This window comes from Aquimarina litoralis, from assembly GCF_039523995.1.
Lineage (GTDB): Bacteria > Bacteroidota > Bacteroidia > Flavobacteriales > Flavobacteriaceae > Aquimarina > Aquimarina litoralis.
This window is the reverse complement of sequence record NZ_BAAAGE010000009.1, coordinates 38,274-63,607: the sequence shown is the minus strand read 5'-3', so window position 1 is coordinate 63,607 and position 25,334 is coordinate 38,274. Positions and strand designations below refer to the sequence as shown.

General features: G+C 32.4%; 20 protein-coding genes and 1 tRNA gene. 11 read left to right on the top strand and 10 right to left on the bottom strand.

Annotated features, from left to right (window positions below):
• Nucleotides 1–138: 138 nt before the first annotated feature.
• The 5 genes from ABD077_RS24765 (at nucleotide 139) to ABD077_RS24745 (ending at nucleotide 6,293) form a co-directional block, all read left to right on the top strand.
• Nucleotides 139–1,161 (top strand): transporter family protein, encoded by a 1,023-nt coding sequence (locus tag ABD077_RS24765; RefSeq protein WP_343914887.1) that lies wholly within the window; start codon nucleotides 139–141, stop codon nucleotides 1,159–1,161.
• 64 nt (nucleotides 1,162–1,225) lie between these two features.
• On the top strand, nucleotides 1,226–3,556 hold the full coding sequence (locus ABD077_RS24760; protein WP_343914886.1) for a TonB-dependent receptor domain-containing protein: 2,331 nt from the start codon (nucleotides 1,226–1,228) through the stop codon (nucleotides 3,554–3,556).
• 102 nt (nucleotides 3,557–3,658) lie between these two features.
• The gene (locus tag ABD077_RS24755) at nucleotides 3,659–4,906 is read left to right on the top strand and encodes a PepSY-associated TM helix domain-containing protein (protein ID WP_343914885.1); all 1,248 of its coding nucleotides are present in this window, start codon (nucleotides 3,659–3,661) and stop codon (nucleotides 4,904–4,906) included.
• A gap of 69 nt (nucleotides 4,907–4,975) precedes the next feature.
• Complete coding sequence (locus tag ABD077_RS24750; protein WP_343914884.1) at nucleotides 4,976–5,413, top strand: hypothetical protein; 438 nt, start codon at nucleotides 4,976–4,978, stop codon at nucleotides 5,411–5,413.
• Between the two features lie 70 nt (nucleotides 5,414–5,483).
• A complete protein-coding gene (locus tag ABD077_RS24745; RefSeq protein ID WP_343914883.1) occupies nucleotides 5,484–6,293 on the top strand; it encodes an OmpA family protein in 810 nt (269 codons plus the stop codon).
• A gap of 64 nt (nucleotides 6,294–6,357) precedes the next feature.
• Here the strand turns inward: ABD077_RS24745 and ABD077_RS24740 are convergent, their stop codons facing one another.
• On the bottom strand, nucleotides 6,358–7,203 hold the full coding sequence (locus tag ABD077_RS24740; protein WP_343914882.1) for a helix-turn-helix domain-containing protein: 846 nt from the start codon (nucleotides 7,201–7,203) through the stop codon (nucleotides 6,358–6,360).
• Between the two features lie 590 nt (nucleotides 7,204–7,793).
• Between ABD077_RS24740 and ABD077_RS24735 the strand changes: the two genes are divergently transcribed.
• Nucleotides 7,794–9,203 carry a vanadium-dependent haloperoxidase gene (locus ABD077_RS24735; protein WP_343914881.1) on the top strand — a complete coding sequence of 470 codons (1,410 nt, stop codon included), beginning with the start codon at nucleotides 7,794–7,796 and terminating at the stop codon, nucleotides 9,201–9,203.
• A 130-nt stretch (nucleotides 9,204–9,333) separates the two neighbouring features.
• Here the strand turns inward: ABD077_RS24735 and ABD077_RS24730 are convergent.
• The 3 genes from ABD077_RS24730 to ABD077_RS24720 form a co-directional block, all read right to left on the bottom strand.
• Nucleotides 9,334–9,408: transfer RNA gene (locus tag ABD077_RS24730), tRNA-Pro, on the bottom strand.
• A 31-nt stretch (nucleotides 9,409–9,439) separates the two neighbouring features.
• Nucleotides 9,440–10,477, bottom strand: coding sequence for a cytochrome d ubiquinol oxidase subunit II (locus tag ABD077_RS24725; protein WP_343914880.1), 1,038 nt, complete (start codon nucleotides 10,475–10,477; stop codon nucleotides 9,440–9,442).
• A 3-nt stretch (nucleotides 10,478–10,480) separates the two neighbouring features.
• A complete protein-coding gene (locus tag ABD077_RS24720; RefSeq protein WP_343914879.1) occupies nucleotides 10,481–11,782 on the bottom strand; it encodes a cytochrome ubiquinol oxidase subunit I in 1,302 nt (433 codons plus the stop codon).
• Between the two features lie 333 nt (nucleotides 11,783–12,115).
• On the opposite strand from ABD077_RS24720, the gene ABD077_RS24715 reads away from it, so the two are divergent.
• The 5 genes from ABD077_RS24715 (at nucleotide 12,116) to ABD077_RS24695 (ending at nucleotide 17,685) form a co-directional block, all read left to right on the top strand.
• A complete protein-coding gene (locus tag ABD077_RS24715; protein ID WP_343914878.1) occupies nucleotides 12,116–14,017 on the top strand; it encodes a tetratricopeptide repeat-containing sensor histidine kinase in 1,902 nt (633 codons plus the stop codon).
• Nucleotides 14,010–14,663, top strand: a complete 654-nt coding sequence (locus ABD077_RS24710; RefSeq protein ID WP_343914877.1) for a response regulator transcription factor — start codon at nucleotides 14,010–14,012, stop codon at nucleotides 14,661–14,663. Before ABD077_RS24715 ends, ABD077_RS24710 begins: the two co-directional genes overlap by 8 nt.
• Nucleotides 14,664–14,674: 11 nt before the next feature.
• Nucleotides 14,675–15,436 carry a class I SAM-dependent DNA methyltransferase gene (locus ABD077_RS24705; RefSeq protein ID WP_343914899.1) on the top strand — a complete coding sequence of 254 codons (762 nt, stop codon included), beginning with the start codon at nucleotides 14,675–14,677 and terminating at the stop codon, nucleotides 15,434–15,436.
• A gap of 164 nt (nucleotides 15,437–15,600) precedes the next feature.
• Entirely contained in the window at nucleotides 15,601–16,530 is a 930-nt protein-coding gene (locus ABD077_RS24700) for an alpha/beta hydrolase (RefSeq protein ID WP_343914876.1), read from the top strand.
• A 114-nt stretch (nucleotides 16,531–16,644) separates the two neighbouring features.
• Entirely contained in the window at nucleotides 16,645–17,685 is a 1,041-nt protein-coding gene (locus ABD077_RS24695; RefSeq protein ID WP_343914875.1) for an alpha/beta hydrolase family protein, read from the top strand.
• A 50-nt stretch (nucleotides 17,686–17,735) separates the two neighbouring features.
• Here ABD077_RS24695 and ABD077_RS24690 read toward each other — a convergent pair whose 3' ends face one another.
• The 6 genes from ABD077_RS24690 to ABD077_RS24665 all read right to left on the bottom strand — a co-directional run bounded on the left by ABD077_RS24690 (nucleotide 17,736) and on the right by ABD077_RS24665 (nucleotide 25,332).
• Nucleotides 17,736–19,055: a leucine-rich repeat domain-containing protein gene (locus ABD077_RS24690; protein WP_343914874.1), complete on the bottom strand. Its 1,320-nt coding sequence runs from the start codon at nucleotides 19,053–19,055 to the stop codon at nucleotides 17,736–17,738.
• Between the two features lie 161 nt (nucleotides 19,056–19,216).
• Nucleotides 19,217–20,221: a hypothetical protein gene (locus ABD077_RS24685; RefSeq protein ID WP_343914873.1), complete on the bottom strand. Its 1,005-nt coding sequence runs from the start codon at nucleotides 20,219–20,221 to the stop codon at nucleotides 19,217–19,219.
• Nucleotides 20,222–20,235: 14 nt separating this feature from the next.
• Complete coding sequence (locus ABD077_RS24680) at nucleotides 20,236–22,920, bottom strand: M23 family metallopeptidase (protein WP_343914872.1); 2,685 nt, start codon at nucleotides 22,918–22,920, stop codon at nucleotides 20,236–20,238.
• A 20-nt stretch (nucleotides 22,921–22,940) separates the two neighbouring features.
• Nucleotides 22,941–24,026: a DUF6402 family protein gene (locus ABD077_RS24675; RefSeq protein ID WP_343914871.1), complete on the bottom strand. Its 1,086-nt coding sequence runs from the start codon at nucleotides 24,024–24,026 to the stop codon at nucleotides 22,941–22,943.
• Nucleotides 24,027–24,033: 7 nt separating this feature from the next.
• Nucleotides 24,034–24,465, bottom strand: coding sequence for a DUF4280 domain-containing protein (locus ABD077_RS24670; RefSeq protein WP_343914870.1), 432 nt, complete (start codon nucleotides 24,463–24,465; stop codon nucleotides 24,034–24,036).
• 9 nt (nucleotides 24,466–24,474) lie between these two features.
• Nucleotides 24,475–25,332: a hypothetical protein gene (locus ABD077_RS24665; protein ID WP_343914869.1), complete on the bottom strand. Its 858-nt coding sequence runs from the start codon at nucleotides 25,330–25,332 to the stop codon at nucleotides 24,475–24,477.
• Nucleotides 25,333–25,334: the final 2 nt, after the last annotated feature.

The following is a 25,334-nucleotide window of genomic DNA, read 5'->3' as shown; positions in this document are numbered from 1 at the left end:
CTTACAAACCGCTTATAACAATTATTTGTCGGTAAAATGCTGTATGCATTATTGTAACTAAAAGCTAAGAATTTTTTGATGGTTTTATATACCTAATCATGAATTCTTAATAGCGTATTAACTATAATCATTCTTACAATGAAAAAATATATCTGTGCCATTATTTTTATGGCAATTCAACTCGTATCTGCACAAGAAGATACAAAAACTAATTGGTCAGGATCAAGACCAGACGGACATGCTCCCATTTCTATAATGGGTGATCATACACATGGTAAAGGCGAATTTATGTTTAGCTACCGCTATATGTATATGAATATGGAAGATTTAAATAGAGGTAGTGAAAATGTAGCATTCTCTAATGCACTTCGTCCTAATGATGTATACATGGTTACACCTACAAGCATGCCCATGCAAATGCATATGCTTGGGATGATGTATGCTCCAACCGATAAAATTACATTAATGGCAATGGTAAACTACTTATTGCAAGAAATGGATCATCTTACTGCGATGAATGGTACATTTACCACAGAATCTTCTGGATTCGGAGATACTAAAATCGCGGCTCTTTACAAGTTCTTCAATAATAAAAGACAACAATTACACGGCCAAATAGGCATCTCTATTCCAACAGATAGTATCGATGAAGAAGATGTCACTCCTGCTTCTAGCCCAAGCGAAGTAATTTTACCATATCCCATGCAAATAGGAAGTGGTACTTGGGATACAGAAATAGCAATAACTTATCTAAAACAATGGAGTGAATTTTCTTTCGGCGCACAAGCTAGAACAACCTTAAGAATTGGAGAAAACGGCAATGAATACAGACTAGGAAACAAATATAGTTTTAATACTTGGACTGCTTTTATGGCTAATAATTGGTTAAGTTTTTCTGGAAGAATAGAACTTGGTGCTGTTGATAAAATCAATGGAATCAATCCAGATTTAAACCCTATGATGATTATTACTGCCGATACAGCAAATTCCGGAATGACATATGCTAATGCTGGTTTAGGTTTTAACCTATATGCATTTAAAGGAAGTTTAAAAGATTTGCGATTAGGATTTGAAGCTGCTATGCCCCTATTTCAAAATATGAATGGAATACAGCTAAGAAACAAAGAAACTATAACCTTAGGACTCCAATACGCACTTTAAAAGAAACATCTCAACTTAACAAAAACACAAATCAGTTTATCTGATTGCTTACAAAATTTAAATAATGAAAAATATCATATTATTGGCTATACTTCTGTGTATAGGAGCACATAGCTATGCACAAACTTTTCAAGGAAAAGTTGTGGATAATTCTAACAATCCATTACCAGGAGCAACCATATCAGAAATCAGTATACCTTCTAATGGTGTAATGTCAGATCTAAATGGATCTTTTGAAATTAAACTTCAAAACTCAACTAAAGTAACCGTTAGTTTTTTAGGATATATTACCAAAATAGTACCACTCACGGACGGAACAAATATCATTCGCTTAACTGTTGATAACGTATCTTTAGAAGAAGTATTGGTCACTTCGGCTAGTAGAGAAATTCAGAAACGTTCGGAAGTACCCGGATCGATTGCAACAATATCCGCGAAACGTATAGAAGAAACCAAAGCTTTTGGTATTGATCAATTGGTAAATCAGGTACCAGGCGTTTTTATGTCTACATCCAGAGCAGCAAGTAACGAACAACATTTTATGGCTGTTCGATCTCCGATCTCCACAAAAGCATTGTTCCTTTATCTAGAAGATGGATTACAGATTCGTCCTACCTCTGTATTTAATCATAATGCTTTACTAGAAATGAATGATGTTTCTTACGACCGAATTGAAGTTCTAAAAGGACCTGCATCAAGCATCTACGGAAGTGAATCTATCGGAGGTAGCTTTAATTTTATCACCAAAAATCCAACAGAAAACCTAAGCGGAAGCCTAGGATTTCAAATTAATGATATCGGTTTATCTCGTTATGAACTGGAAGTCTCTGATAAAACAAGTGACAAATTCGGTTTTTACTTTGGAGCACACTATGTACAAAGAGAAAATGGGCCTATAGAACATAGCGATTATGAAAAACTTGCAGTGACTTTTAAAACTGTCTATGACTTCTCCCCTTCTACAAAATGGACTACGGTTTTTGATATCGTGGACTATAGATCAGACATGACCGGTTCTCTTAGTGAATCAGATTACTTTGGTGGAAACTTTGAAAGTGATCAAACCTTTACAGAACGAGAAGCTTTGGCCTTTAGAGTAAGAACTACCTTAGATAAGTTCTGGAATGAAAATAATAAAACATCATTCAATTTTGTTTTCAGGGATAATACTATGGATCAAAATCCGTCATATAGAGTTCGTCAGTTTAGAGATCAAGGACAATTAACAGGTTTTGGATCTGGAGAAGTAAACTCTAATCAATTTAGAAGTTTTGTCGGGTTGATTCAACATAAACTCGATTTCAACTTTGCAAATTCATCACTAATTCTTGGCGCGACTGGAGATTTCTCTCCTCAGAAATACGTTGCCGAAACTACCAGTATTATTGTTGATCCCGAAACCGGAAGAAATATTGACTTCAGTATTAATTCTGGAGATTTTCTATTAAACTACGAGGCAGATATTTTTAACTATGCTGGATTTTTACAGTATGAAATTTCTCCTATAAATCCACTAAAAATTACGGCAGCAATAAGATATGACGGTTTTGAATATGATTACGATAACAAAGCAGATGGTATTGTAGGTGTAGAAGATGCCGTTGATAATTTTAACAATCTAACTCCCAAACTTGGAATTAATTATAATTTCTCTTCCAAAGCTGGAATGTACGCAAATTACTCTCAAGGTTTTACGCCTCCGCAAGTATCTACATTATATAGAAATACAAATCAAGTACAGGGAATAAAACCTAGTCGATATAATAACTATGAAATTGGAGGATATTTTACGATTCCTTCTAAACTAAAACTAGATGCTGCCATATATCTATTAGAAGGTAAAAATACTTTAATCACTTTACGAGATGATGATGACAACTTTTTTAATACGAATGCTGGTAAAACCAGATCATATGGTATAGAATATGGAGTTTCATGGAACGTATTAAAAGAGTTATCTATATCTCATAATGGTAGTTATGCAAAACATCGTTATGTAGACTTTTTTGATAATGGAATTGATTACTCAGATACCGAAAGAGAAACAGCACCTAATCTATTAGGAACTTCAGGAATTACATATCGTAATACCTTTGGAAAACTTGGTTTTACGATTACCGCAGAACACGAACTTGTTGGAGAATACAATACAAGCTTTGAAAATCAAGTAGAAAATGAAGATGGAACTTTTGGGACAGCAACCTATGATGGACATAATGTATTTAATCTTAGAGCCACTTTCAATTATAAAGGCATTGAAATTTGGGGGCATGCACTAAATGTTTTTGATGAATTATATGCTGCCAGAACCTCTTTCAACAGATTTAGAGGAGAAAATAGTTTTACGATTGGAAATCCTAGAGCATTTCATCTGGGGATGAGATGTAATTTTTAATAAACCATTTAAACGAATTTCTGCTGCTGCATTGATCAATATAGTATATACATAAAAGTGTAGCAGTAGATTCTTTTAAGTTTTCTTTTCAATAATTACATTATGTATAAAAAATCAAAATTGAATACTTGGCTTTGGAAATGGCACTTTATAGCAGGATTAATATCCCTTCCGTTTGTTCTTTTGCTTTCTTTAACAGGAATCATTTATTTGTTTAAATCTGATTATGAAACGCCCAGACAAAAACATATTAAAGAAGTTACGGTTACAGGAACTCCCATTTCATTACAAGAACAATGGGATATTGCAAATAAAAACGCTATTAAAAAACCAAACTCACTTGTATTAAAAACATCTCCAGACCAAGCCACAGAGTTTGTTTCTGGAAGATTTAGTAATAAAAGTAGCATTTTTATTAACCCTTATACAGGTGAAGTTTCTGGAGAAATCATAGGAAAAAATACTACCATGTATAGTATAAGAAAATTACACGGAGAATTACTAATGGGTGGATTCGGTACTAAAATCATTGAGCTTATTGCAAGTTGGATGGTTGTACTCATTGCAACTGGATTATACATTTGGTGGCCAAAAAGAGGATGGAAACTAAAAGGGTACTTTATACCAAGAAACAACATAGACAAAAGAACATTTTACAGAGATTTACATGCAGTTTCTGGATTTTGGATATCTATCCTATTGTTAATGATTCTTGCTGGAGGTTTTCCATGGACGGATGTTTTTGGGCAAAATTTTAAAACCATACAAAAAGTAACAAACACAGGATATCCCAGTACTTGGCAAGGACATCAACTAAAATCTACTATTTCCGAAAAAGCTTTTACATTAGATCAAATGGTAGTTACTGCAAAAGCTTTAGAGCTACCAGGAGTTGTAAGCTTAGGATTTCCGAAAGGACCATCTGGAGTATTTAGTGTTTCAAACTTCAATCCTTCGGACTTGACATCTCAACAGAGTATCTATTTTGATCAATATTCTGGAGAACCTATACTTAAGCATACCTGGAAAGATGTAGGGATTTTAATGAGAGGACGAATGTGGTTTATGGCTTTTCATCAAGGAGAGTTTGGAGGTTGGAATTGGTGGTTAATTCTAATCACAGCCATTTTATTAACCATTATGAGTATTTCAGCTTTAGCCTCATATATATTAAGAAAAAGAAAGGGAAGCTGGGGAGTTCCAAAAGTTCCTGCTTCCTTTAAAGTTGGGTACGGAGTTATACTACTGATTGGTATATTATCCTTTATTTTTCCATTGTTTGGTGCCAGTATTCTAATCATTTTAACAATAGAATATCTAAGAAAATATAGATTCTCTAAAATTTCTTAATCCATTATGACGATAGTAAGCCGATTATTTAAAAAAACAATACATTTGAAATATTAAAAAAACATACCAATGAATACCAATAAGTTATGGTCCCTCTTATTAATCGTGGGACTTATTTTCAATTTTTCTTGTAATGAATTATCTAAAGAAGAACAAGAATTCGATGCACTTATGCAAAAAGTAATCGATGTTCATGATGAAGTAATGCCCAAAATGGGAACAATGAGTTCTTTAATAAAAGAATTAGGTACTAAAATTGATACTACAGCCGCTGGAAAGAATTATGAAAAAGCACAAAAGGATCTAAAAGACTCTTACGATTTTATGATGGATTGGATGAGTGATTTTAGTTCTAAATTTCCACATGGAGAAGATGTTACTACGAAGGATATGGAAAAATTCACTGCTAAGATGAATATCCTTAAAGAAGAAGAAATAGAAGTAAATAAACTGAAAGAGCAAATCAATTCTAGCATTGCAACTGCAGAAAAGCTGCTAAAAAAGTAGTAATCCTCTTTTGAAAAGCATAGTTTATAAAATTGTTTATTTTTGCCACTGCAACAAATCGCTTAAACCCATGAGAAAAATTATTTTATTAGCCTCTGTACTTTTTTTAACCAATACTGTGGTACAAGCTCAGAAAAAGAAAGATTTATTAGCTGAAATTGATAAGCTTAGACAAGAACTTAGAACTAAAGATGGAGAGCTGGTAGAAGCTAGAAAGAATGAAAGAGTGAGTCAGTCCAAAGTAAAAACTATGGAAGCACAGGTAGCTGACCTTAAAGAGACCAATGCTACTCTGCTTGCTAACATGAATAGTTTTACTGAATTATCAAACAAAAAAGCTAGTAATCTACAGACATCTCAAGAGATTATAAAGGAAAAAGATAGACAGTTAAACGTTATTAACGATGCAATAACTGCCAATGACTCTATTAATCTTGCCGTATTTAGCAAATTTAAAAATGCTATCGGCGGTGATAATCTAAAAATTAGCAACGGTACTATCCATATTATTTTACCAAATACAACTCTTTTTGGAGAAAATGATAAGAACTATGTTGTAGATGCCAAAGCGAAACCTACACTAGAGAAAATTGCAGCAACCTTAAATGCGAATCCTGATTTAAACATTATCGTAGAAGGAAATAGTAATGCCTTAAAATTAGATGGCAAAAAGTTAATCGATAATTGGGATTTAAGTTCTAGACAAGCTGCTTCTGTAGTTAGAGTACTGCAGACAGATTATAAAGTAGATCCTAAAAGAATGGAAGCTTTAGGAAAGAGCGAGTATAGTACCGAAGGAATTGAAACTGTAACTAGGATTATCATAGATCCTAAGTTTAATAACTTTTACAATTTGGTAAAAGACAATATGAAGAATTAAATAAAATTCTATATATAATTGAAAAACCATCTGCTTGAGGTAGATGGTTTTTTTATGCCTTATTTTATGAACTTGCTAATTTTTTACTCTTAAATTCTGATGGATTCGATCCTGCATGTTTTTTGAAAAATTTCGAAAAATGGCCTGCTTCTTTATATCCCAACTCATAAGCAATTTCTTCAGATGTTTTATCCGAATACAATAATAACCTTTTTGCCTCTACAACGATACGTTCATTAATCGTAGCTAATGGAGACTTATCACTGTACTTATGAAATAAGTTGGATAATGTCTTAGGAGATTTAAAAAGTAAATCAGCGTAATCCGCTACTTGATGTTTTTCTCTAAAATGCTTTTCGACAAGAACATTAAATCTTCGAATAATATCTAATTGATTATTAGGCAATCCAGGATCAGGTAATTCTTGTTTGATCAGTCTCCTCGATTTAATTAAAAAACTTTTAAGGAGTGTTCTCAACATTTCACCTTGTATTTGATCCCTATTCTTAAATTCTTCCTCAAAAGAGTCAAACATTGAGTAGAAACTATCTTTATCCTTACCTTTTAATGTTAATATTTGCGGAACCGAAGAACCAAAAAACAAAAAACCATTACAAGAAACTTCCTGATCATGATCCTGAATACAATAGAACTCTCTATTAAAAACTAAAGAAACAATCCCTTCAGTATCCTTATCTATTTCTAACACATTAATAGGTGTACAAAAAATGATCTGATCTTTCTCTAATTCGATCAGTGAACCATCAACTCTAAAACTTACAGCTTGTCCTCGACTCCATAGAATTTTATAAAGTCCTTTATCTTTCAGTAAATCTAAAGCAGGAGTACAATTAAAGTCGGTTAGAATAAAGGTGCTCTCATCTTTTATACTAGCATAATCTAATCTCATATTCAAATTAACAAATAAATTTCATCATAAAATAAAAATCCTTTGTTCTTAAGGAATAATTTACATTCTTTAACCTTTTCTAATTTTCAAAAACATAGAATTACTTTAATAGGTTAAATTCATATCATCCTGCAAAAAGTATTTTCTATTTTGTCATGATTTTATTCTTTTCCTTTCTATTTTTTTTAAAATAATTATGGGTTTAACATTACTCTTAAAATGGTAAACCATAACTATTTTGATTTTAGGTTAAAAATGCTCATTTACTGAAAATAAACATCCATTCACTGAAGATAAAAGATCATTCAATAGTCCTCGGAAACATTCTGCTGAAAGGGTAATATCCCCTTGCAATATAAATCCAAGATCTTAAGTTATTCTTTTTGTAACACACTTAGCTAAGCTTCGAAAAAGGTTTGTATATCCGCTCTAAAAATGTTCGAGCAAACTATAACAAATTCCTTTTTGAATTCAACACTTACATTTTTTAAAAATTGCTTGGTACCAAAGCAATTTTTAAAGGAAAATAATCTTCTTTTTCTAACATGAAAGGTGAAGATTTTTAGTCTAACAATTAACTATTCAAATTTATGAAACTAACAAATTTCAGAATACTGCTGATATTCTCTATTACAGCAATTTTAATACAATCTTGTTCTTACGACAATGAGGAATTAGATGAAGAAGCTTTAGGATCCGAAAGTATTGAAGATGCTACGAAAGGATCTAATGAATCTAATACTACCACTGATCTAATTATGGATTGGAATTCTTTATGGGTAGAACTAGATCAACATGCCTTTGGAATGCGACCAAATGCCACTGCAAGAGCTTTGGCGTATATACACTTGGCAGCATATGAAACTGCTGTACAAGATATGCGTGGATATAGATCTGTAGAAAACAGATTTGATGAATTACAAATAAACCAACGGGAAAGAGATAGAAATATCAGTTTAGATCTGGCACTGAACACGTGTTATGCTCTTGTCTTTGATCATTTTATGAATAACATTGATCCTGAAATAGACGCTAAAATTGGTCAATTACAATCCGAATATGAAGACGAGCTTTCTAAACGTTTAAGAAGACGTGATATCCGAAATTCTATCGAATGGGGAACCCATGTGGCAGAACAAGTTATCGCATATAGCCAAACAGACACTGAAGCTGAAACACAAATCCTAGAGCCGCAACCGTTAGATTATGAGCCTCCTGTTGGTCCGGGTTTATGGAGTTATAGTGCAGAGCAAGAACGTGGTTTATTTCCTTATTGGGGAAAGGTAAGAACTTTTATAATTTCTTCTGAAGAAACAAGCAGTATTCCACCACCAATTACTTATAGTACCGATCCACAAAGTGATTATTATGCTGAGATGGATGAAGTTTATAGTGTAAGTACAAAAGCAGCTGAAGAAAATAACGAAGATCTATGGATCGCAGAATTTTGGTCGGATGATGTAGAAGGATTAATGGTAAGTCCTCCAGGACGTCAAATTGCAATAGCTAATCAACTAATAAATCAATATAACCTTGATTATGACAAATCATTGGCGATGCTACTCAAATTAGGTTTTTCTCTAAATGATGCTGCAGTTTCATCTTGGGCAGATAAATATGAGTATTTAGTTATGCGTCCTAGTGTATATATTCAGGAGTTTATTAATCCTGATTATCAGACAAATTTATTCAAGTTTATTTTTTGGCCGAATCCAACATTTCCTGGTTATCCATCTGGTCACTCAACATTCGCATCTGCTGCTGCGGGAATATTCATAAATGAGTTTGGAAACGATATTAACTTTACAGATCGTACACACGAAGGAAGAACTGAGTTTTTAGGAGATCCAAGACAATTTGATTCCTTTTCTGAAATGGCTGAAGAAAACGCATTCTCCAGAATTCCTCTGGGAGTTCATATTAGAATGGACTGTGTAGAAGGATATCGTCTAGGTTATGAAATATCAGATGCAGTGAATAAATTCCGATTAAGAAACTAGTAGCATTGGTATCATATAGCTTGATCTAAAGCTACTCTTTTGCTTTCTAAAATGATCATGAAAATTGATCTTTTGTAAAAGAAAAATAAAATCCAATAGTCTATATTCATGAGACTATTGGATTTTTTTGTCGGGTAGAGAGGATTCGAACCTCCGATCTCTGGTCCCCCAGACCAGCACTTTAACCGGACTAAGCTACTACCCGAAAATGGGACACAAATATAAAAATACTTTCGTTATTGTGAAGGATTATTATGGCGTTCTAAAATCTTAATCATTTTAAATGATTTTAATAAATGAAACAACCCAGGAAGAATAACTGCACCACCGATAATTAGTGATATCCCAAGTACATTAATTACACTATCAGGAGCTATATTATCTAATAAACTCACCTCATTGGTTTTGGTAATAATTATGTTAGGAAAATGGGCTACAAATGCTGCGAGAAGAATTAAAAAAACCTGTAAACCTGCAAAAAATCTGCTTAACACTCTACGTCCTTTTTTTATAGTAATCCAAAGAGGAATTAAAAGTAATCCTGAGATAAACATAGCAACAATAGCATAAGGATCTGTAACAAATACAGTAACAAAACTATATCCGCTGATATATCCGTAAATAAAAGTTATTAAACCTGTTATAAAAACTACAATAGTCGCTATTCCTGCCTTTCGGATATAAATATTTTCCTTTCCTCTTACCGATTCCCCAATAAGCAATACAGAAGATAAAAATGCACATAAAGCTGCAAAAAACAACCCAACTGAAATACTAAATACATTAAACCAAGGTTTCATAAAAACATCATAGAACGAAAGATTTTCAACATCTTCTGTTAGTATAATTTGTCCGCTGATCAATCCTCCGAAAACCATTCCTAAAAATATCGGTGTAATCAAACTAGATATTTTAAACATAGCATCATATAATTTCTGCGAATTATCGATGACAGCATCGTAATGTCTAAATACAAAGGCAACACCTCTAAGGGTAACTCCCAATAAAACTATCGTTAATGGAATATGCAGATTCACTACTAAGATATTATAGTACACAGGAAATGCAATCCATAATATTACTATGAGAATAATGATCCAAATATGATTGGCTTCCCATACAGGTCCCATGACTCTATAAATTGTTTTTTTTGTAATTTTTTGGTTTTCTTCTGAGGAAAACATCTCTACAATTCCTGCTCCATAATCCGCGCCACCTAGAACAACGTATAAGTACAAGGAAAATATTAAGAAGAATAAAACGACGTATAGCATAGACTAATTATTTTGAGCATTAAGAACTTTGATCTGGCGAATCATTAACCAGGTAACTGCAATCGATAGTGTAGTATAAACTACAATATAGGTATAGAAACTTACCACAATTCCTGGCATAGGTGTCACTGCATCTTTTGTTCGCATTATTTTATGAATAATCCAAGGTTGTCTTCCAACTTCTGTTACAATCCAACCAGCTTCTAATGCTAAAAATCCAAGTGGTGCTAGTGCTATAAACAATAACCAATATTTTTTATTGGTAAGCCATTTTTTCTTTTTTAAAGAGACAAAATATAATAATCCTGCTAGCATCAGGATACCACCAATACCAACCATCACCTGAAACGCATAATGTACCATTGGAACATTAGGGCGTTCATCTTCCGGAAAATCATTTAATCCTTTTACTTCTGCATCAAAATCTCCAAATGCCAAGAAAGAAAGCATTCCTGGGATAGCGAGCTTGTATTTTACTTCTTGAGTTTCGGCATCTACGATACCTCCGATATATAAAGGAGCTCCTTTTTCTGTATTATAATGAGCTTCCATCGCTGCTAATTTTACAGGTTGTCTTTCTGCAATATCTTTTGCCGAAATATCTCCACTAATCGGTTGTAAAATTGCCGCTATTGCTCCAAAAGTGATTGCTATTTTAAATGCCTTGGTATGCAAAGCCACTCTTCTACCCCTAAATATTTGATAGGCATGAATTCCTGCTACGGCAAAACCCGTTGCCGTAAAAGCGGCTAAAGTCATATGTAATGCTTGGGTAAACCATGCAGGATTAAGCATTGCCTTAACAGGATCAATGTTTAAGAACTGTCCATCTACATAATCAAATCCTGACGGTGAATTCATCCATCCATTTGCTGCAACTACCAAAATTCCGGATGCCACTCCAGACAAGCCTATAATAACCCCAGTAAACCAATGAAATTTTTCTGGCAATTTATTCCATCCGTACAAATAAAAACCAAGTGCTATTGCTTCTACAAAAAAAGCTGCTCCTTCTAAGGAAAAAGGCATTCCAATAATAGGACCCGCATGTTTCATAAATTCGGGCCATAACAGCCCCAACTCAAAAGACAAAGCAGTTCCGGATACGGCACCTGTAACGAAAAAAATTGCCACCCCTTTTTGCCAGGCTTTTGTTAATGTTAAATAGAGTTGATCTTTTGTTTTTAACCACTTATAATGTGATACTACCATAAAAAAAGGCATGACCATTCCAATACAAGCAAAAACGATATGAAATATAAGCGTAAATGCCATTTGGAGTCTTGCTGCATCAAGGTTTTCCATAGAAAATATTTAGAGAAAGAGTGTGATTCTAATTACTCTATAAAGATACGACACAAAGCCCATTTTAAGAAGAAAAAACCTGAGTCTTTTCGGTTTTTTGAAGCTTTTTTTGATCACAATTTTAGTCATTTCCAAAACATAAAAAATCGAATTTAAAAGCAATAAAAAATTGCATCTTTTACTTACCTAAAAGACAGTTAATTAAACTCCCAACAAACGTTAATATGACTAATAAGGTATTGTAATCCGTGAAATACTACTATATTTAAACTAACCTAATTAATAAACCTTTTCTTTAATTAGAAAACCTACATAATTTTTCACCCAGATTACATGAATATCAAAAGAAAAATATTCATAGCACTACTCCTACTCAGTGTTTCTATCGGATACGGACAAGAATCAGCTACTTTAAGACTCAATAATGCTGTGGATTCTTTGGGTGTAAACCCTTCGTATTCGTATAACGAACTATCGGAAATAGCAAAGGATAAGAACAATCAAGATTCTACAAAAGCAAAAGCAAAGCTTTACCTAGGAAGTTATTTTAACTCCATTGGTGTCATAGATTCTTCTGTTTATTATACAAAATCGTCCTTAATCCATCTTAGAAATAAAAAATATTTATCTCAAGCCTATCGATTATTAGGATCTGGATATAGAAGAAGCGGTAAAATCGATGATGCCATCGAAATTCTATACAAAAGTTTAAAGATTTCTGAAGAAATCAACTACTTAGATATGATTGTTAAGGTAAAATCTGATTTAGGGATTTTATCAGCTAACAAAGGGGATTACGATAAAGCTATTCTTTTTTTCGAAGAAAGTAATGCGGTTACAGAAGATCAAAAAGTTATTTGTTCTAACTACATTAATATAGGTGCTGCCTATTTTAAAAAAGACGATTTTGAAAATGCTGAAAACTTTTTCAAAAAAGCTCTTGAAATACTCCCACCAAACTCCTCTCCTAATGCATCTTCTACACTGATCTTAAACTTAGGTTCTGTACTTTATAAAAATAAAAAGTATAAGCAAGCGATTGAATACTTTGATAAAAGTAAAAAGATCGCGGATGAATACGGTTTTATAGATAAAAGCCTTAATGCTACTGCTCATAAAGCTGAAGTTATAGGAGTGATGGGAAATTATTCGGAAGCGATACAAATGCTAAATAAAACCATAGCGCAAGCAAAAGAGATCTCAAACATAGAAATACAAAAAAATAGTTATGATAATCTAGTTACCGTATATACAAAAGCAAATAATCATAAATCCGCAAATGAAGCCTTAATACAATTTCACAGACTAAGAGATTCTTTAAATAATAGAAAACAAAAGAAAGAGATCACCGAACTCGAAGTAAAATATGAAACCGCTACCAAAGAGAAAGAGATTTTGCTTTTAAAAGAAGATCAACTTCTTAAAGAAAGTGAAATTAAAAGGCAACGCTTATTAAAAAGGTTTTACATCATTGGTTTTATCATTGTTTTAGTACCAATCATGGCACTCCTGTTTGTGTATTACCAGAAATTACAAGTTAAAATAAAATACAATGCTCAAAAAGAAGAGATTAATAGACAGAAAACCGCTTCTTTTCTAAAAGAACAAGAACTAAAACTAGCGAATACCTATGTAATTGCTCAAAATGAAGAACGTAGCAGAATTTCTAGAGAATTGCACGATAGCATTGGAGGAAATTTAGCTGCGATCAAATTACAAATTGTGAATGTCCAAAAAGATCTTGAAATAAAAGATACATTAATCGATCAATTAGATGATACGTATCAACAAGTTCGAGAAATATCACATAATCTGATTCCTAAAAAAATTAACCAAACAGCTTTTGCTAATTATATCAGAGAATATATAGATACGATAGAAAAAGTTACGGATCCCGAAATTACATTTATACCACATCCAGTAGAAAAAATAAACAATATAAACGACAATCAAAAAGTTGAGATTTTCAAAATCATTCAGGAATTGATGACGAATGCTTTAAAACATGCCAAAGCTAAAGTGATCGAGATTTGTCTAAATGCATACCAAGATTCTATAGAAATTATTTTTGAAGACGATGGAATTGGTTTTGATACAGATAAAGTAACGAATGGTATCGGTTTACAAAATATTCAAAAACGCATAGCGTTATTAAAAGCAAAAATGGATATTGACTCTTCAATGAATAGAGGTACTGCCATTCGTATTGAAATACCCACAATAATACATGACTAAAAAGCATACATATAAATTAGTCGTAGCAGATGATCACAAAATGTTTTTGGACGGTTTGATAAGTATCATTGCCCATGAATCTGACTATGAAATTATCTATACAGCAAGCAACGGGAGTGATCTAAAGAAGTATTTAGACATCAATACCGATGACCAAATTGATCTGGCTATTTTGGATATTAATATGCCTAAAATGGATGGAATAGCTTTAAACCAACATATAAAGAAGAATCATCCTAGTATAAAGACGCTAATCGTTAGTATGTTATCGACTCCTGATAAAATTTATGAACTTACTCAGGATGGCGTAAATGGTTATATTCCTAAGAACTCTAGAAAAGAAGAATTATTAAAAGCTATAGAAACCATCCTAAAAGGTTCTAATTACTTTTCGGACAGTATTAAGGAAACGTATACCAAGAGTGTTTTTGAACAAAAACAATCCAATGAAATTAATCTTAGTAAACGTGAGAAAGAAATCCTTCAACTAATTGCCAAAGAATACACTACACAGGAAATTGCTGATAAACTATTCTTAAGCAAATATACTATTGAAGGCTATCGCACCAGTTTGATTTCTAAACTAAACGTAAAAAACGTTGTTGGGTTAGCAAAACATGCGATTAAAATGGGACTGGTAGATTAACTATTTAATTTATACTACAGTTAAAAAAAAATGAAATGAGTAGTTTGTATACAGATTTAGTTGAGGTATACGAAATGATGTATGCAACATTTATTGATTACCAGTTAGAATATGACCTATATAAAAGTTTTCTCAAAAAGTATGACAAAAACAGTATTCTGGAAATAGGTTGTGGAACAGGAAATTTATCTCAACGTTTTATCAACGACAACTATGATTATTGCGGACTTGATTTTAGTAAAGAAATGCTAAAAATAGCTAAGAAAAGAAATCCTAACGCTAGTTTTATTCATGCAGATATGCGACATTTTAGTTTAAAAAAACCAGTAGAAAGTATTATCATGACAGGCAGAACAATAAGCTATTTAGTTAAAAACAAAGATGTAGAATCCACTTTTGCTAGTATTCATAATAATATGAAAAAAGGAAGTATCTTTTGTTTTGATTTCATAGATGCTAACGAATTCATACCAGAAATAAGCAATAAAAAGGCAATTACTCATGAAGTTAACCATAAGAATATAACTTACATAAGGAAGAGTAAATGGAATCCCAATATCCTAAATAGCTGGTGTTTCGATTGGGAATCTAACTTTTATAAAAAAGAAAAAAATAATTTGTTAAAAGTTGGAACAGATCACTCCACTGTAAGAACGTTCACTAAAGATGAAATTGAGCTTTTTCTAATTCTAAATGGATTTGAGGTAATAGAAATAATTAAAAGAGCATCCTACGCATTTCCAACTTATGTTGTAGTTACCCGAAAAGGATGAATTCGTAAAGAAGTATTTTCAAAAAGCTAGAGAACTTTCCAACAGCTAATCCATACATGACTTTCGATCTTTTAACATATTCCTATCTAGCATAGGATTGGTAGATTGATTTATTTGGTATAAATTATGCCCAGAATAGCAGATATATCTAATGTAACGAATAGATGAAAAAAATAATAAATAGCGTCATAGTCTTATTACTAATTTTTACTGCAAAAGCTCAAAACACGCTTCCCGAAGTCGTATCAGGGAAGTTGGAACGTATAGAGAATTTTGAATCAAAGCATGTAACCTCTAGAAATATAGATATATGGGTGCCAGAAAATTATTCTGAGTCAAAAAAATATGCAGTACTATATATGCACGATGGACAAATGCTATTCGATCCTAAGAGCTCATGGAATAAACAAGCCTGGAATATAGATAATGTAGCTTCTAAATTACTTGAATCAAACAAAATAAAAGATTTTATTGTTGTTGGTATTTGGAATGGTGGAGCAACAAGACATTCTGATTACTTCCCCAAAAAACCATTTCATTATTTGTCACAAAGTCAAAAAGACACCTTAAATACACAACTTAAACATTCACACGTACCAATAAAAACATCATTCGAACCCGAATCCGATAATTATCTTAAGTTTATTGTTGAAGAACTAAAGCCCTATATCGATAAAAACTATTCTGTTTCTTCAGATCAAGCAAACACTTATATTATGGGAAGTAGTATGGGAGGTTTAATATCTATGTATGCTATTTGTGAATATCCTAACATATTTGGAGGAGCCGCTTGCCTATCGACTCATTGGCCAGGTTCTTTTACACTTAAAAACAATTCAATGCCAGAGGCGTTTATCAAATATCTAGATAATCATCTTCCTAATCCCAAAAATCATAAGATCTACTTCGACTGTGGTGATAAAACTTTAGATGAATTATATCCAGATATCCAGCAAAAAGTTGATCAAGTTATGATTAAAAAAGGTTACAATAAAAACAATTGGAGTACTCAATTTTTTCCGGGAGAAAACCATAGCGAAAATGCTTGGAGTAAAAGACTACATATTCCTTTAGAGTTTTTACTTAAGAAATAACTTCGTAAACATGTCCTTTATCCAAATATATTCTTGGATTAAACTGTAACATTCTTAACGTTTATTAATCATTACTACAGGAACACTTGTAATAAATGACTATAAATTTTAAGAATGAATAGAATCATCATAACCTCAGCTCTTTTTCTAATTCTTATGAATTTGAAGGCTCAGAGTAGCAGACAAATCATAAACTTCGAATTTGAAGGAATACAACTTAATGGGGTTTTAAACCTTCCGAAAGATCAAAAACCTAAGGGAGTTGTGATGTTAGTGCATGGATCTGGAAAGACAAATGCTGTTGCTCAGGAATGGTATTTAGATATAAGAGAAACATTTGTAAAAGCAGGTTACGGCATCTATATGTGGGATAAAATGGGCTGTGGCAAAAGTGGAGGTACGTTTAATTATAATCAATCAATCGAAAACAGTGCGAAAGAAGTAATTGCTGCCATCGATACTTTAAAAGAAAAGCAAATACCTGGTTCGGACACCATAGGTTTATATGGAGTTAGTAGAGCTGGTTGGGTAAATCCAATAGTAATAAACACATACAACGATATAGCATTTTGGGTTTCTGTAAGCGGCGTTGATGACAAAGAAAATTTTGGATACCTACTCGAACAAAACTTGCGAATTGATGGATTGCCAAAAGATTCGGTTAATTTAATTGTTGGAGAATGGAAAGCAGCTGTAAAAATTCATCATTCAGGAGGAAGTTATGAAAGTGCTCAAAACGCTACCCCAAACCTAAGGAAAAACGATTTTATATTAAGATTCAATAATGGTAGCACCATTACAGAGGACGAATATTATAATTATCAGAAGCAACTGATGAAAGAAGAACTTGACGAAAAAACTGGCTTGCCTATTGTAGTTAAGGATTTCAAAACGATCTTATCGAACATCAAATGTCCTGTTTTGGCATTATTTGGAGAAAGTGACATGAATGTTGATTGGAAAAAAACCAAATTGTTATATGAACAGACATTAGCAACAAATACAGATTTAGAAATACAATCATTTCCAAATTGTGATCATAATATTCGCGAATGTAAAACTGGTGGATTCTACGAATTTCAGGATAACAATTTACCTTTTAAAAGATGTACCGGTTTTTTGGAAACTATAGAAAACTGGCTAAACCAAAGATAAAGCCACTCTTTACCTTGATAAACATATGCCAATTACCTTCTTTATTAAAACTACCTCGTAGAGCAAGTTACTCCATCATCAGATAAAATCTCCGTACCTGTATTCACTAAATCGCATACTGCAATAGGCATAGAAACAATACCATTTTCTGAAAGATCTAATACTTTCAAATTAATGAGGTTACTTAATTGATTCGGAACCATCTCTATCATATTTGTTCGCAGATATAAATATTCTAGATGAAACATATCTCCCATACTAGTATCGATATTTGCCAACATATTTCCTGATAATTGCAATCTTACCAGATTGGTAAGTTTAACAATATCAGATGGAATACTTGTCAAGTTTGTATTATACATATCTAAACTAGTTAGCGATTGTAGGCTTAATATATGTTCTGAAATAGTTCCAATAGGGTTACTAGACACTCCCAGAGCTGTTAATTTAGAAAGCTTGGTAATTTCCTCTGGTATCTCTGTTAATCCAATATTATTCATAAATAAGACATTTAATTCCGTAAGATTAAACAACTCTGATGGTACCTCTTCTAAGGTGTTATTTGATATACTTAGTTCTCTAAGTTCTTTAAGACTTTCTATACTCACTGGGATCTCGGTAAGTTGATTTGTATAGATCCTAAACTCCACAAGCTTTCTCAGACTAAAAAACTCTTCTGGTATGGCTTCAATTAAGTTAGCACCAAGATTTAGTGTTCTTAAATTATTAGATAAGTCTTCTATTTGCTTAGGAATTTCGGTTATACTATTACTTTCTAAGGAAAGTGTTTTTAGGTAAAACAAATCGCAAATCTCTGGCGGTAGTACCGTTAGTCCTTTCTCATTCAACTCTAGTGCAACTACCTTATCATCGACTACCACTACTCCTTCCCAAGTAGAAACATCTTCATTTTCTAGATTCCATCCTAAAGTATTATCTGGGTTTTGATTGAAGAAAGAAGTCAATATTTCTCTGGCTGTACTAGTAACTACTCTTACAGAGATCGTGTAATCTTTGGTTGATCCATCCTCCGCTAGAACACTATAAACAATAGGTTCTGAAAAATCAAAAGTAGTATCAATATTCTGAACTATGGTTGCTCCTTCTGATACAACTATGCTAGGTTTTAAAGCTATTATGGGTATTCCGAAAGGTAATACTACAGAGACAGTATTTTTAAGTTGATCTATATTAGCCGTAATGTTAGTTTCTAATTCGCCATTCTCTGATGTTAAAAAACTAAATTCTAAGATTTCCTTATCAGAATTTAATAAGGTTACATCGGATCCGTCTATTTCTTTGGAACAAGAAAGTACCATTAGACTACACACTAACAAAAGTGTGTTTCTACAAAATAATAAGCCCTTCATTTGGTTTTAGTTTTAAGAGTTTTGTGTGTTTATTTTATGAAAGATATGAAGTTCTAAGGATCAAAACATCCTTGATTTTTGTGAAAATTATCCCCTGAAAACCACTGTATTTTGTCAGACTAAATCATTAGGAATTGATTTAACAAATAAGATCAATCCGATCATTTTTGTTTTTCCAAAGCATATCTATCGTTAGGAGGATTAAGCATGTAAATTTCATCACCAGCAATAAAATATTTGTTTTCAATTTTGGACAAAATGAAATCATCATTACTTTTTGTTTTTCTGATAATCAAAGTATCCCTTGTTATTTTTAGGATCTCACAGGAAAATTTATTTATATCAGATTCATTAATAGTAACTTCAACAAATGGTTTCTCATCAATTAAAAACCTATATGATATGGTATGAGACTCTCCCATTCTTTCTAAATCCGACAGCTTAAAAATATATGAACCCTTCCAGTTTTCATTTGATTTATAGTCTTTCGTTGATTTAGAAGCAATGAGGTTAGTGTTTACAGAAGTATAATTTTTTATTTTTTGAATATCCTGTTTAATATTTTCATCAGGTATTTTAAACTCTAAACTATTTATGTATTTTAATTTGATAGTTTTATCAATAGAATTAGAAAATAGTTCTTTAGAGTTTTCGTCATAATAAAATTTACCTATATCAAAAGAATCACTAGAATATTCTCCTAGATAGCTAATTGACTTACCAAATACATAATTATATAAAGAATAAGTTGGGTATTCTTCTGTAAAAGATGGAAATAGTATATACCATTTTGACAAATCTTTTTTGTTAATGAGTAGGTGAACATCTTTCTCGGATTTTTCGAAAGATAAATTGTAATAAAAGTTAATATTTACTGGATTCCAATCAAATAAAATTTCGGACTGATTCTCAGCTTTTATATAAGCTTTATCTTCGATATACTTTAGTTTTATATGAAGAGTTTTGTAACTCAGTTCTAAACTATTAATTCTATTTTCATAATTCCCTTTCTTGGTTAAATTTACTTCTTCATAAATCGCTGTCTCCAGTATAGTTTTTTCTTGTTTGATTATTTCCTTCGCTGCGGTTATACTATCATTATTGTATTTCTTACAACCAATCAAGACTAATAGGGATATTAATAAATTTAAAATTACTCTTTTCATAGTATTAATTATTATTAAGGAAAGATATTTACTCTATCTAACTTAACCGATCCATTGATCTCATTAATCTTACCTCTATCCTTTTCAGAAGTTTGCTCTGCTCTTTCAGATTCACTTTGTTCATCATAATTTTTATAAGAGACAAAGTACCCCGGATTAATTCGATAACTAGTTCCCACACCGAAAACTACCGTATCGGGATAATAAGCGCATAAAATTTCAAAATGTAAATGAGGTGCACTCGTGCCTCCACGTCCTATACCAGATCTTCCTGTTTTACCTAAAACCTGACCAGCAGTGACTTCATCTCCATAAGAAAATTCATTCACGCTATCTAAATGAGCATATAACAAGTAAATATCTCCATTTTCATCCCAATTACTTCCTTCTCTTTGTTCATCAGGAGAATTTAATGTATATGATCTTTTGAATGATAAAAACGCTTTAGGGTCCTTCACTTTTATAACTAGTGTATTTCCATATCCTCCGTGCCAACTCCTGCTATAAACTGTGCAATCAACACAAGCGTAAATATTTTCACCTGTTTTGGCAAATAAGTCTAAACCTGCATGTGCTGAACCATTTCTAATTGAATTTCCAAATAATCCCCATTTCTTTCCTAATACTCCACCACCTCCACTTTGCATATAATTGGTAGACATCGGGTTATCTACTGGATCGTGCCATCCAGACTGATTACAATCACATTTATTTTTATGTTGTACTCCTTCATCATAAAACTCTCTTATTTTTCTTCCGATTTCCCAAACATATGTTTTACCATTTGGGTCGGTTCCATCTTCTCCTTCTTCAAAAAAGAAAGCTGGATTTTGAGAATATCCTCTTCTACTAGACCTAATAGAACTAGTAGCATCAAAAACTACATAGTCAGGATTATTTCCGTTACCCGCTGCATTTGGATATAAAACAGCTAGATAAATATCTGTTAATGTAAGTAGTTTTGATTTTCTTCTTTCGAAGTATTTTTCAACATATTCTAATTGTTCCAAAATAGACATCTCTCTTAATTCCGCAGTCGTTGTACCTAAATCTGAAGCCGCTGGAGTTCCAAATTGTATTAACCCTGTATAACCTAAACTATTTGTTATAGAAGGATCAAATGTCCTACCAGTTTCTAAGGCCATAATCGACATCAACCAGTTGGCGCCTTCAATATGATCATTATCTGCGAGTTCTAAGTTCTTTGCCATTTGTATAACACGCTTCCTTTCTTCGCAGTTAAATTTATTCCCCCAAATTATAATATCACAACCTCCAATTCTAAAATACGAACTATCATCATTTGCTTGGTCTTTACTTTCATTTAAAAACTCTTCATTGTGCTCCTCTTCTCCTCCATAGGCATGTGCTTTTAACCATAAAAGTTCTGTCTGAGATCCTTTTTTATATTTAGGAAACACAAAAGAGGTGGTATTATTGTAGGTAGCGCCTTCAACCAAAAGCTTTATAATATCTTCTTTTTTAACAAAATGATCTGGAACCAAAACGGCATTGCTCCTATTTTGAATTGTGGTAGCGATAGCATCTGCATCTCCAGTTACCGAAAATTGTCCTTTCACCTCATAGGTATACATTCCATCCTCTGCCCCTCCTTTAAGTTTTTCTGTCCAGGTTTGCAGATCTTCAGCAGATTTAGGTCGTAATTTTATTTTCTTTTTAGCAATTCCTTCTTCTACGACAGCTTTGATCTCCGTTATCTCATTTTCTTCTGCATCTTTTTCTTCTGATTCTCCTTCTGTTTCCGATGAATCTGACGCTTCACTTTCAGAGGTTTCAGAATCTATTTCCGCTTCTTGGGTGGTATCACTACTTTCTGTTTCGGAACTTATATCTGAACCTGTATCCTCACCCATCCTTGCCTCATTACGAGTATGGGTTTGATTTTCCTTAGTATCCTCTTGTTCTTCTTCTGGCATCTCTAAAACTGGTAACGGAGCATCTTTTGCTACCAATAATTCTTCTTTTTCTTGTATAGTGATTGTAACAGTTTCTTCATCGAGATTGGTAGTTTTTGCTACAATAAATACTTCACTACTTAAAGGAGCACTATCAATTTTTTCATACTCAGGAGTCATTTTGTACGTAACAAAACTTATACTATCACCAACATTGTACACATCTTTATCAATAGCATTCAGAATAGCTTCTCTAGTAGTAAATTCTTTTTTAGCATTTAAAATGCTTCTGGTATTTTCTAAAATATAATCCGCATCACCATCTTTATCACCTTGATTTTCAGGATAATTTTTAGCATTACCAAATTTGTATTCATCATAAGTTCCAGCTACTTCTTCTCCTTTTTCCACAAATATTTCTTTTGCAAAATAAGCATCATTAATCCCATCTTCTTTGGCATCATTTGCTGCTGTAGAATTGTCCGCAAGTTCCTCGGTTTGTTGTTCTTGCTCAGACTCTTCTTCTTCAATTGATTCTTGTTCAGGCTCTGATTCTGACTCCAGGACCCCTTGATGATCTGGCACAATATTTTCTGGACGTGCTTCAGGACGCACTAAAGGTTCTTGCTCTATACCACTTAATACTTCCTCTATCTCCGTAGCCATATCCGTATCAGGAACAGGAATATCTGGTGTAGACGGAATAAGTGCATCTTTTATGTTGGGGTAAGCTAACATGCCCACCACCGCAACTACTGCAACCACTGCTATTAAAATTAACATAGTAAAAATGGTTTAATAAATTATAATATTAGTTTTATGGATACATCCTCAAAATGTACTGTTGAGTACCAATTAAAATCCCCTCCTAATTCATGATCTTTTCTATAACTAAAATAATTGGTTGGTATAATCTTAAAACTCTCTTCTTTGATCACTGGTGTCCTATTAAAAACCACTTTCTCCTTATCTATGACCTCGCAATGGCTTAAGGGAAGATTTCCTTGCTCTTCGTTAAATGCATACTGATCTTTTATATAGAATCCTAAACGTTCAATACGTATCTGTAAATGAGTTTCCTCTTTGATTATTTTACCAAAAGCTATTGATCTTAAGGAACAGTCTGTCAACAGTAATCCATCCATATCATCATCAAATCCATAAGTTAGATGTTCTTGTAAAGATGCATTGTAAAAATGAAAGGTATCAAATAAAGGTACTAATACATGATCTTCTGTATCGACAATTGTAGTCTCTAAACTTCCAAAATCATATGTTTTGTCATCTTGGTATATATCTATAACTTTCTGTACTTGGTTAACCAAACATTTTTTGATTTCATTTCTGTTAGATCTGGATATTTGGGTTATGACTTTTTCACAATGTTTTCGATAAAGGTTTTTAAAGACTAAAGATGTTTCCAATAATTTGGTAAAATCTACATGATTCGTCCTTGGGTCTGCTATTTCTACATTATCTTCTGATGGCAAAAAAAACCATGTACTATGGGCTTTTTTTGCCTGCTTATATCCTGCTATTTCCAATAACTCTGGTAGATACTTTATAAAATGTACTCTGTAGGGATTAGGAATGGAATTTTCTTCTTCTCCTATACAAATAGAAAAATAAAAATCTATACAAGTTGGTAATGAACTTTCACTATCATTTATATATTTTGCAACTCTTGTATAATACCAATAATCTATATCCAAAAAATAAGCATTCTTATCTGGTTTCAAATACATAGGATCAGAAGTATAAACCAATATCTTATTTTGATTTACAGATGGATTTTTTGCATAAACTTTTATAGTATATTTATTTTCTTGAATCCCTATTTCTGGCATGAAATTTAAGGTTACCCTGTCTGTTTCAAATTGAAGTACCATAGATTAATTAATTTGAAAATTCTGAGGATGCCAAGGAATTAGACACGGGTTCATCTGGTGTTATTCCATCTACATCGGTAGATGCTATAGCTTCTGGTTCTGATTTTTGAATATGATCTTTTATCTTAATAGTTGCACCGCCATAGCTGCATTTTATAGTTGAGCATTCTAATAAAGCCTTATTTCCCTGAATCAAAATTTCACCAGTATTAATCCATTTTACAGGAGATATAATAGCTTTACAAGGAATTTTTTGTTTTGGGCTTTTCAAACATTTGCCACTAAACTTAAGATTGGCTTTTGTTTTGTCTTTTATATTTGCCCACGTTTTATCTTGTAATTTAATGCTATTAGAAGTAACTTTTAGCTTTCCTATAGGTTTTGTGCATAAGGGGCATTCTATTTTTGCACCATTGCAAACGTATTTTTTTCCACTCATACCATTTTTTTATAACACTTGTTTTAACTGATATTTCTGGGTTTTTTTATAATCCACACCATATTCGGTAACCATATTAAGAGTGACACTGTCAAAAACACCTATTCTCTTGTTATATATATATTCGCCAGTATAATCAGTCAATACAATTCCTTCGGGGTTCGAGATATTTTTTCTTTTAAATAAGTTCTTGATTTTTGTGGTATATTCTTGTTCTCTATGTAAAGTTCCAGAAATACCAATCAAAATTTTGTTTTCTTCCTCCTTCAAAAGCGATACTTTTTCTCTAATCTTTAAAGGAAGTTGATATACCATATTTCCAATAACACGAGATCTATTATGAGCTTCTTGCGGATCATTGGAATGATAACCAAATAAATCGTTGAACAACAATCCAAATGAACGGTATTGTAAACAATCCAAAAGAAGTTTGTCATGATGAAATATTTTCTTTTCTATGCCGATTAAATAACGTTCTATAGCCTGTCCATTATATCTTTCTTTCAATTTTGTTTTTTGTTTACTCCAGAGCTCCTTAATTTTCTGATGATTAACAATTTCGATAAACTCTCCTTTCCAATTCATTCGAAATTCTAACTCTTTTAGTACTTCATAAATTTCTTTAGTTAAATTTTCTTGTTTTTTTAGTGTAGAATTTAATTGTACTCCAAGATTCTTAGTTACAATCTTAACTGTATAAAACATAGGATTATACTCTATAATCTGTACATCCATATCTTTTTGTAGCATCTGATTTTCTATGCGGTTATTGCAATGAATCTCTGAATGTATTTTTTGATGATAGGTTACTATTTCAGAGGTTGGAAGTATTCCAATTGATACTTGATCTTCTATAAACGTTCTCATAA

Coding starts and splice junctions, on each gene's coding strand:
- ABD077_RS24765 (WP_343914887.1), top strand. CDS start 139: ATGAAAAAATATATCTGTGCCATTATTTTTATGGCAATTCAACTCGTA.
- ABD077_RS24760 (WP_343914886.1), top strand. CDS start 1,226: ATGAAAAATATCATATTATTGGCTATACTTCTGTGTATAGGAGCACAT.
- ABD077_RS24755 (WP_343914885.1), top strand. CDS start 3,659: ATGTATAAAAAATCAAAATTGAATACTTGGCTTTGGAAATGGCACTTT.
- ABD077_RS24750 (WP_343914884.1), top strand. CDS start 4,976: ATGAATACCAATAAGTTATGGTCCCTCTTATTAATCGTGGGACTTATT.
- ABD077_RS24745 (WP_343914883.1), top strand. CDS start 5,484: ATGAGAAAAATTATTTTATTAGCCTCTGTACTTTTTTTAACCAATACT.
- ABD077_RS24740 (WP_343914882.1), bottom strand. CDS start 7,203: ATGAGATTAGATTATGCTAGTATAAAAGATGAGAGCACCTTTATTCTA.
- ABD077_RS24735 (WP_343914881.1), top strand. CDS start 7,794: ATGAAACTAACAAATTTCAGAATACTGCTGATATTCTCTATTACAGCA.
- ABD077_RS24725 (WP_343914880.1), bottom strand. CDS start 10,477: ATGCTATACGTCGTTTTATTCTTCTTAATATTTTCCTTGTACTTATAC.
- ABD077_RS24720 (WP_343914879.1), bottom strand. CDS start 11,782: ATGGAAAACCTTGATGCAGCAAGACTCCAAATGGCATTTACGCTTATA.
- ABD077_RS24715 (WP_343914878.1), top strand. CDS start 12,116: ATGAATATCAAAAGAAAAATATTCATAGCACTACTCCTACTCAGTGTT.
- ABD077_RS24710 (WP_343914877.1), top strand. CDS start 14,010: ATGACTAAAAAGCATACATATAAATTAGTCGTAGCAGATGATCACAAA.
- ABD077_RS24700 (WP_343914876.1), top strand. CDS start 15,601: ATGAAAAAAATAATAAATAGCGTCATAGTCTTATTACTAATTTTTACT.
- ABD077_RS24695 (WP_343914875.1), top strand. CDS start 16,645: ATGAATAGAATCATCATAACCTCAGCTCTTTTTCTAATTCTTATGAAT.
- ABD077_RS24690 (WP_343914874.1), bottom strand. CDS start 19,055: ATGAAGGGCTTATTATTTTGTAGAAACACACTTTTGTTAGTGTGTAGT.
- ABD077_RS24685 (WP_343914873.1), bottom strand. CDS start 20,221: ATGAAAAGAGTAATTTTAAATTTATTAATATCCCTATTAGTCTTGATT.
- ABD077_RS24680 (WP_343914872.1), bottom strand. CDS start 22,920: ATGTTAATTTTAATAGCAGTGGTTGCAGTAGTTGCGGTGGTGGGCATG.
- ABD077_RS24675 (WP_343914871.1), bottom strand. CDS start 24,026: ATGGTACTTCAATTTGAAACAGACAGGGTAACCTTAAATTTCATGCCA.
- ABD077_RS24670 (WP_343914870.1), bottom strand. CDS start 24,465: ATGAGTGGAAAAAAATACGTTTGCAATGGTGCAAAAATAGAATGCCCC.
- ABD077_RS24665 (WP_343914869.1), bottom strand. CDS start 25,332: ATGAGAACGTTTATAGAAGATCAAGTATCAATTGGAATACTTCCAACC.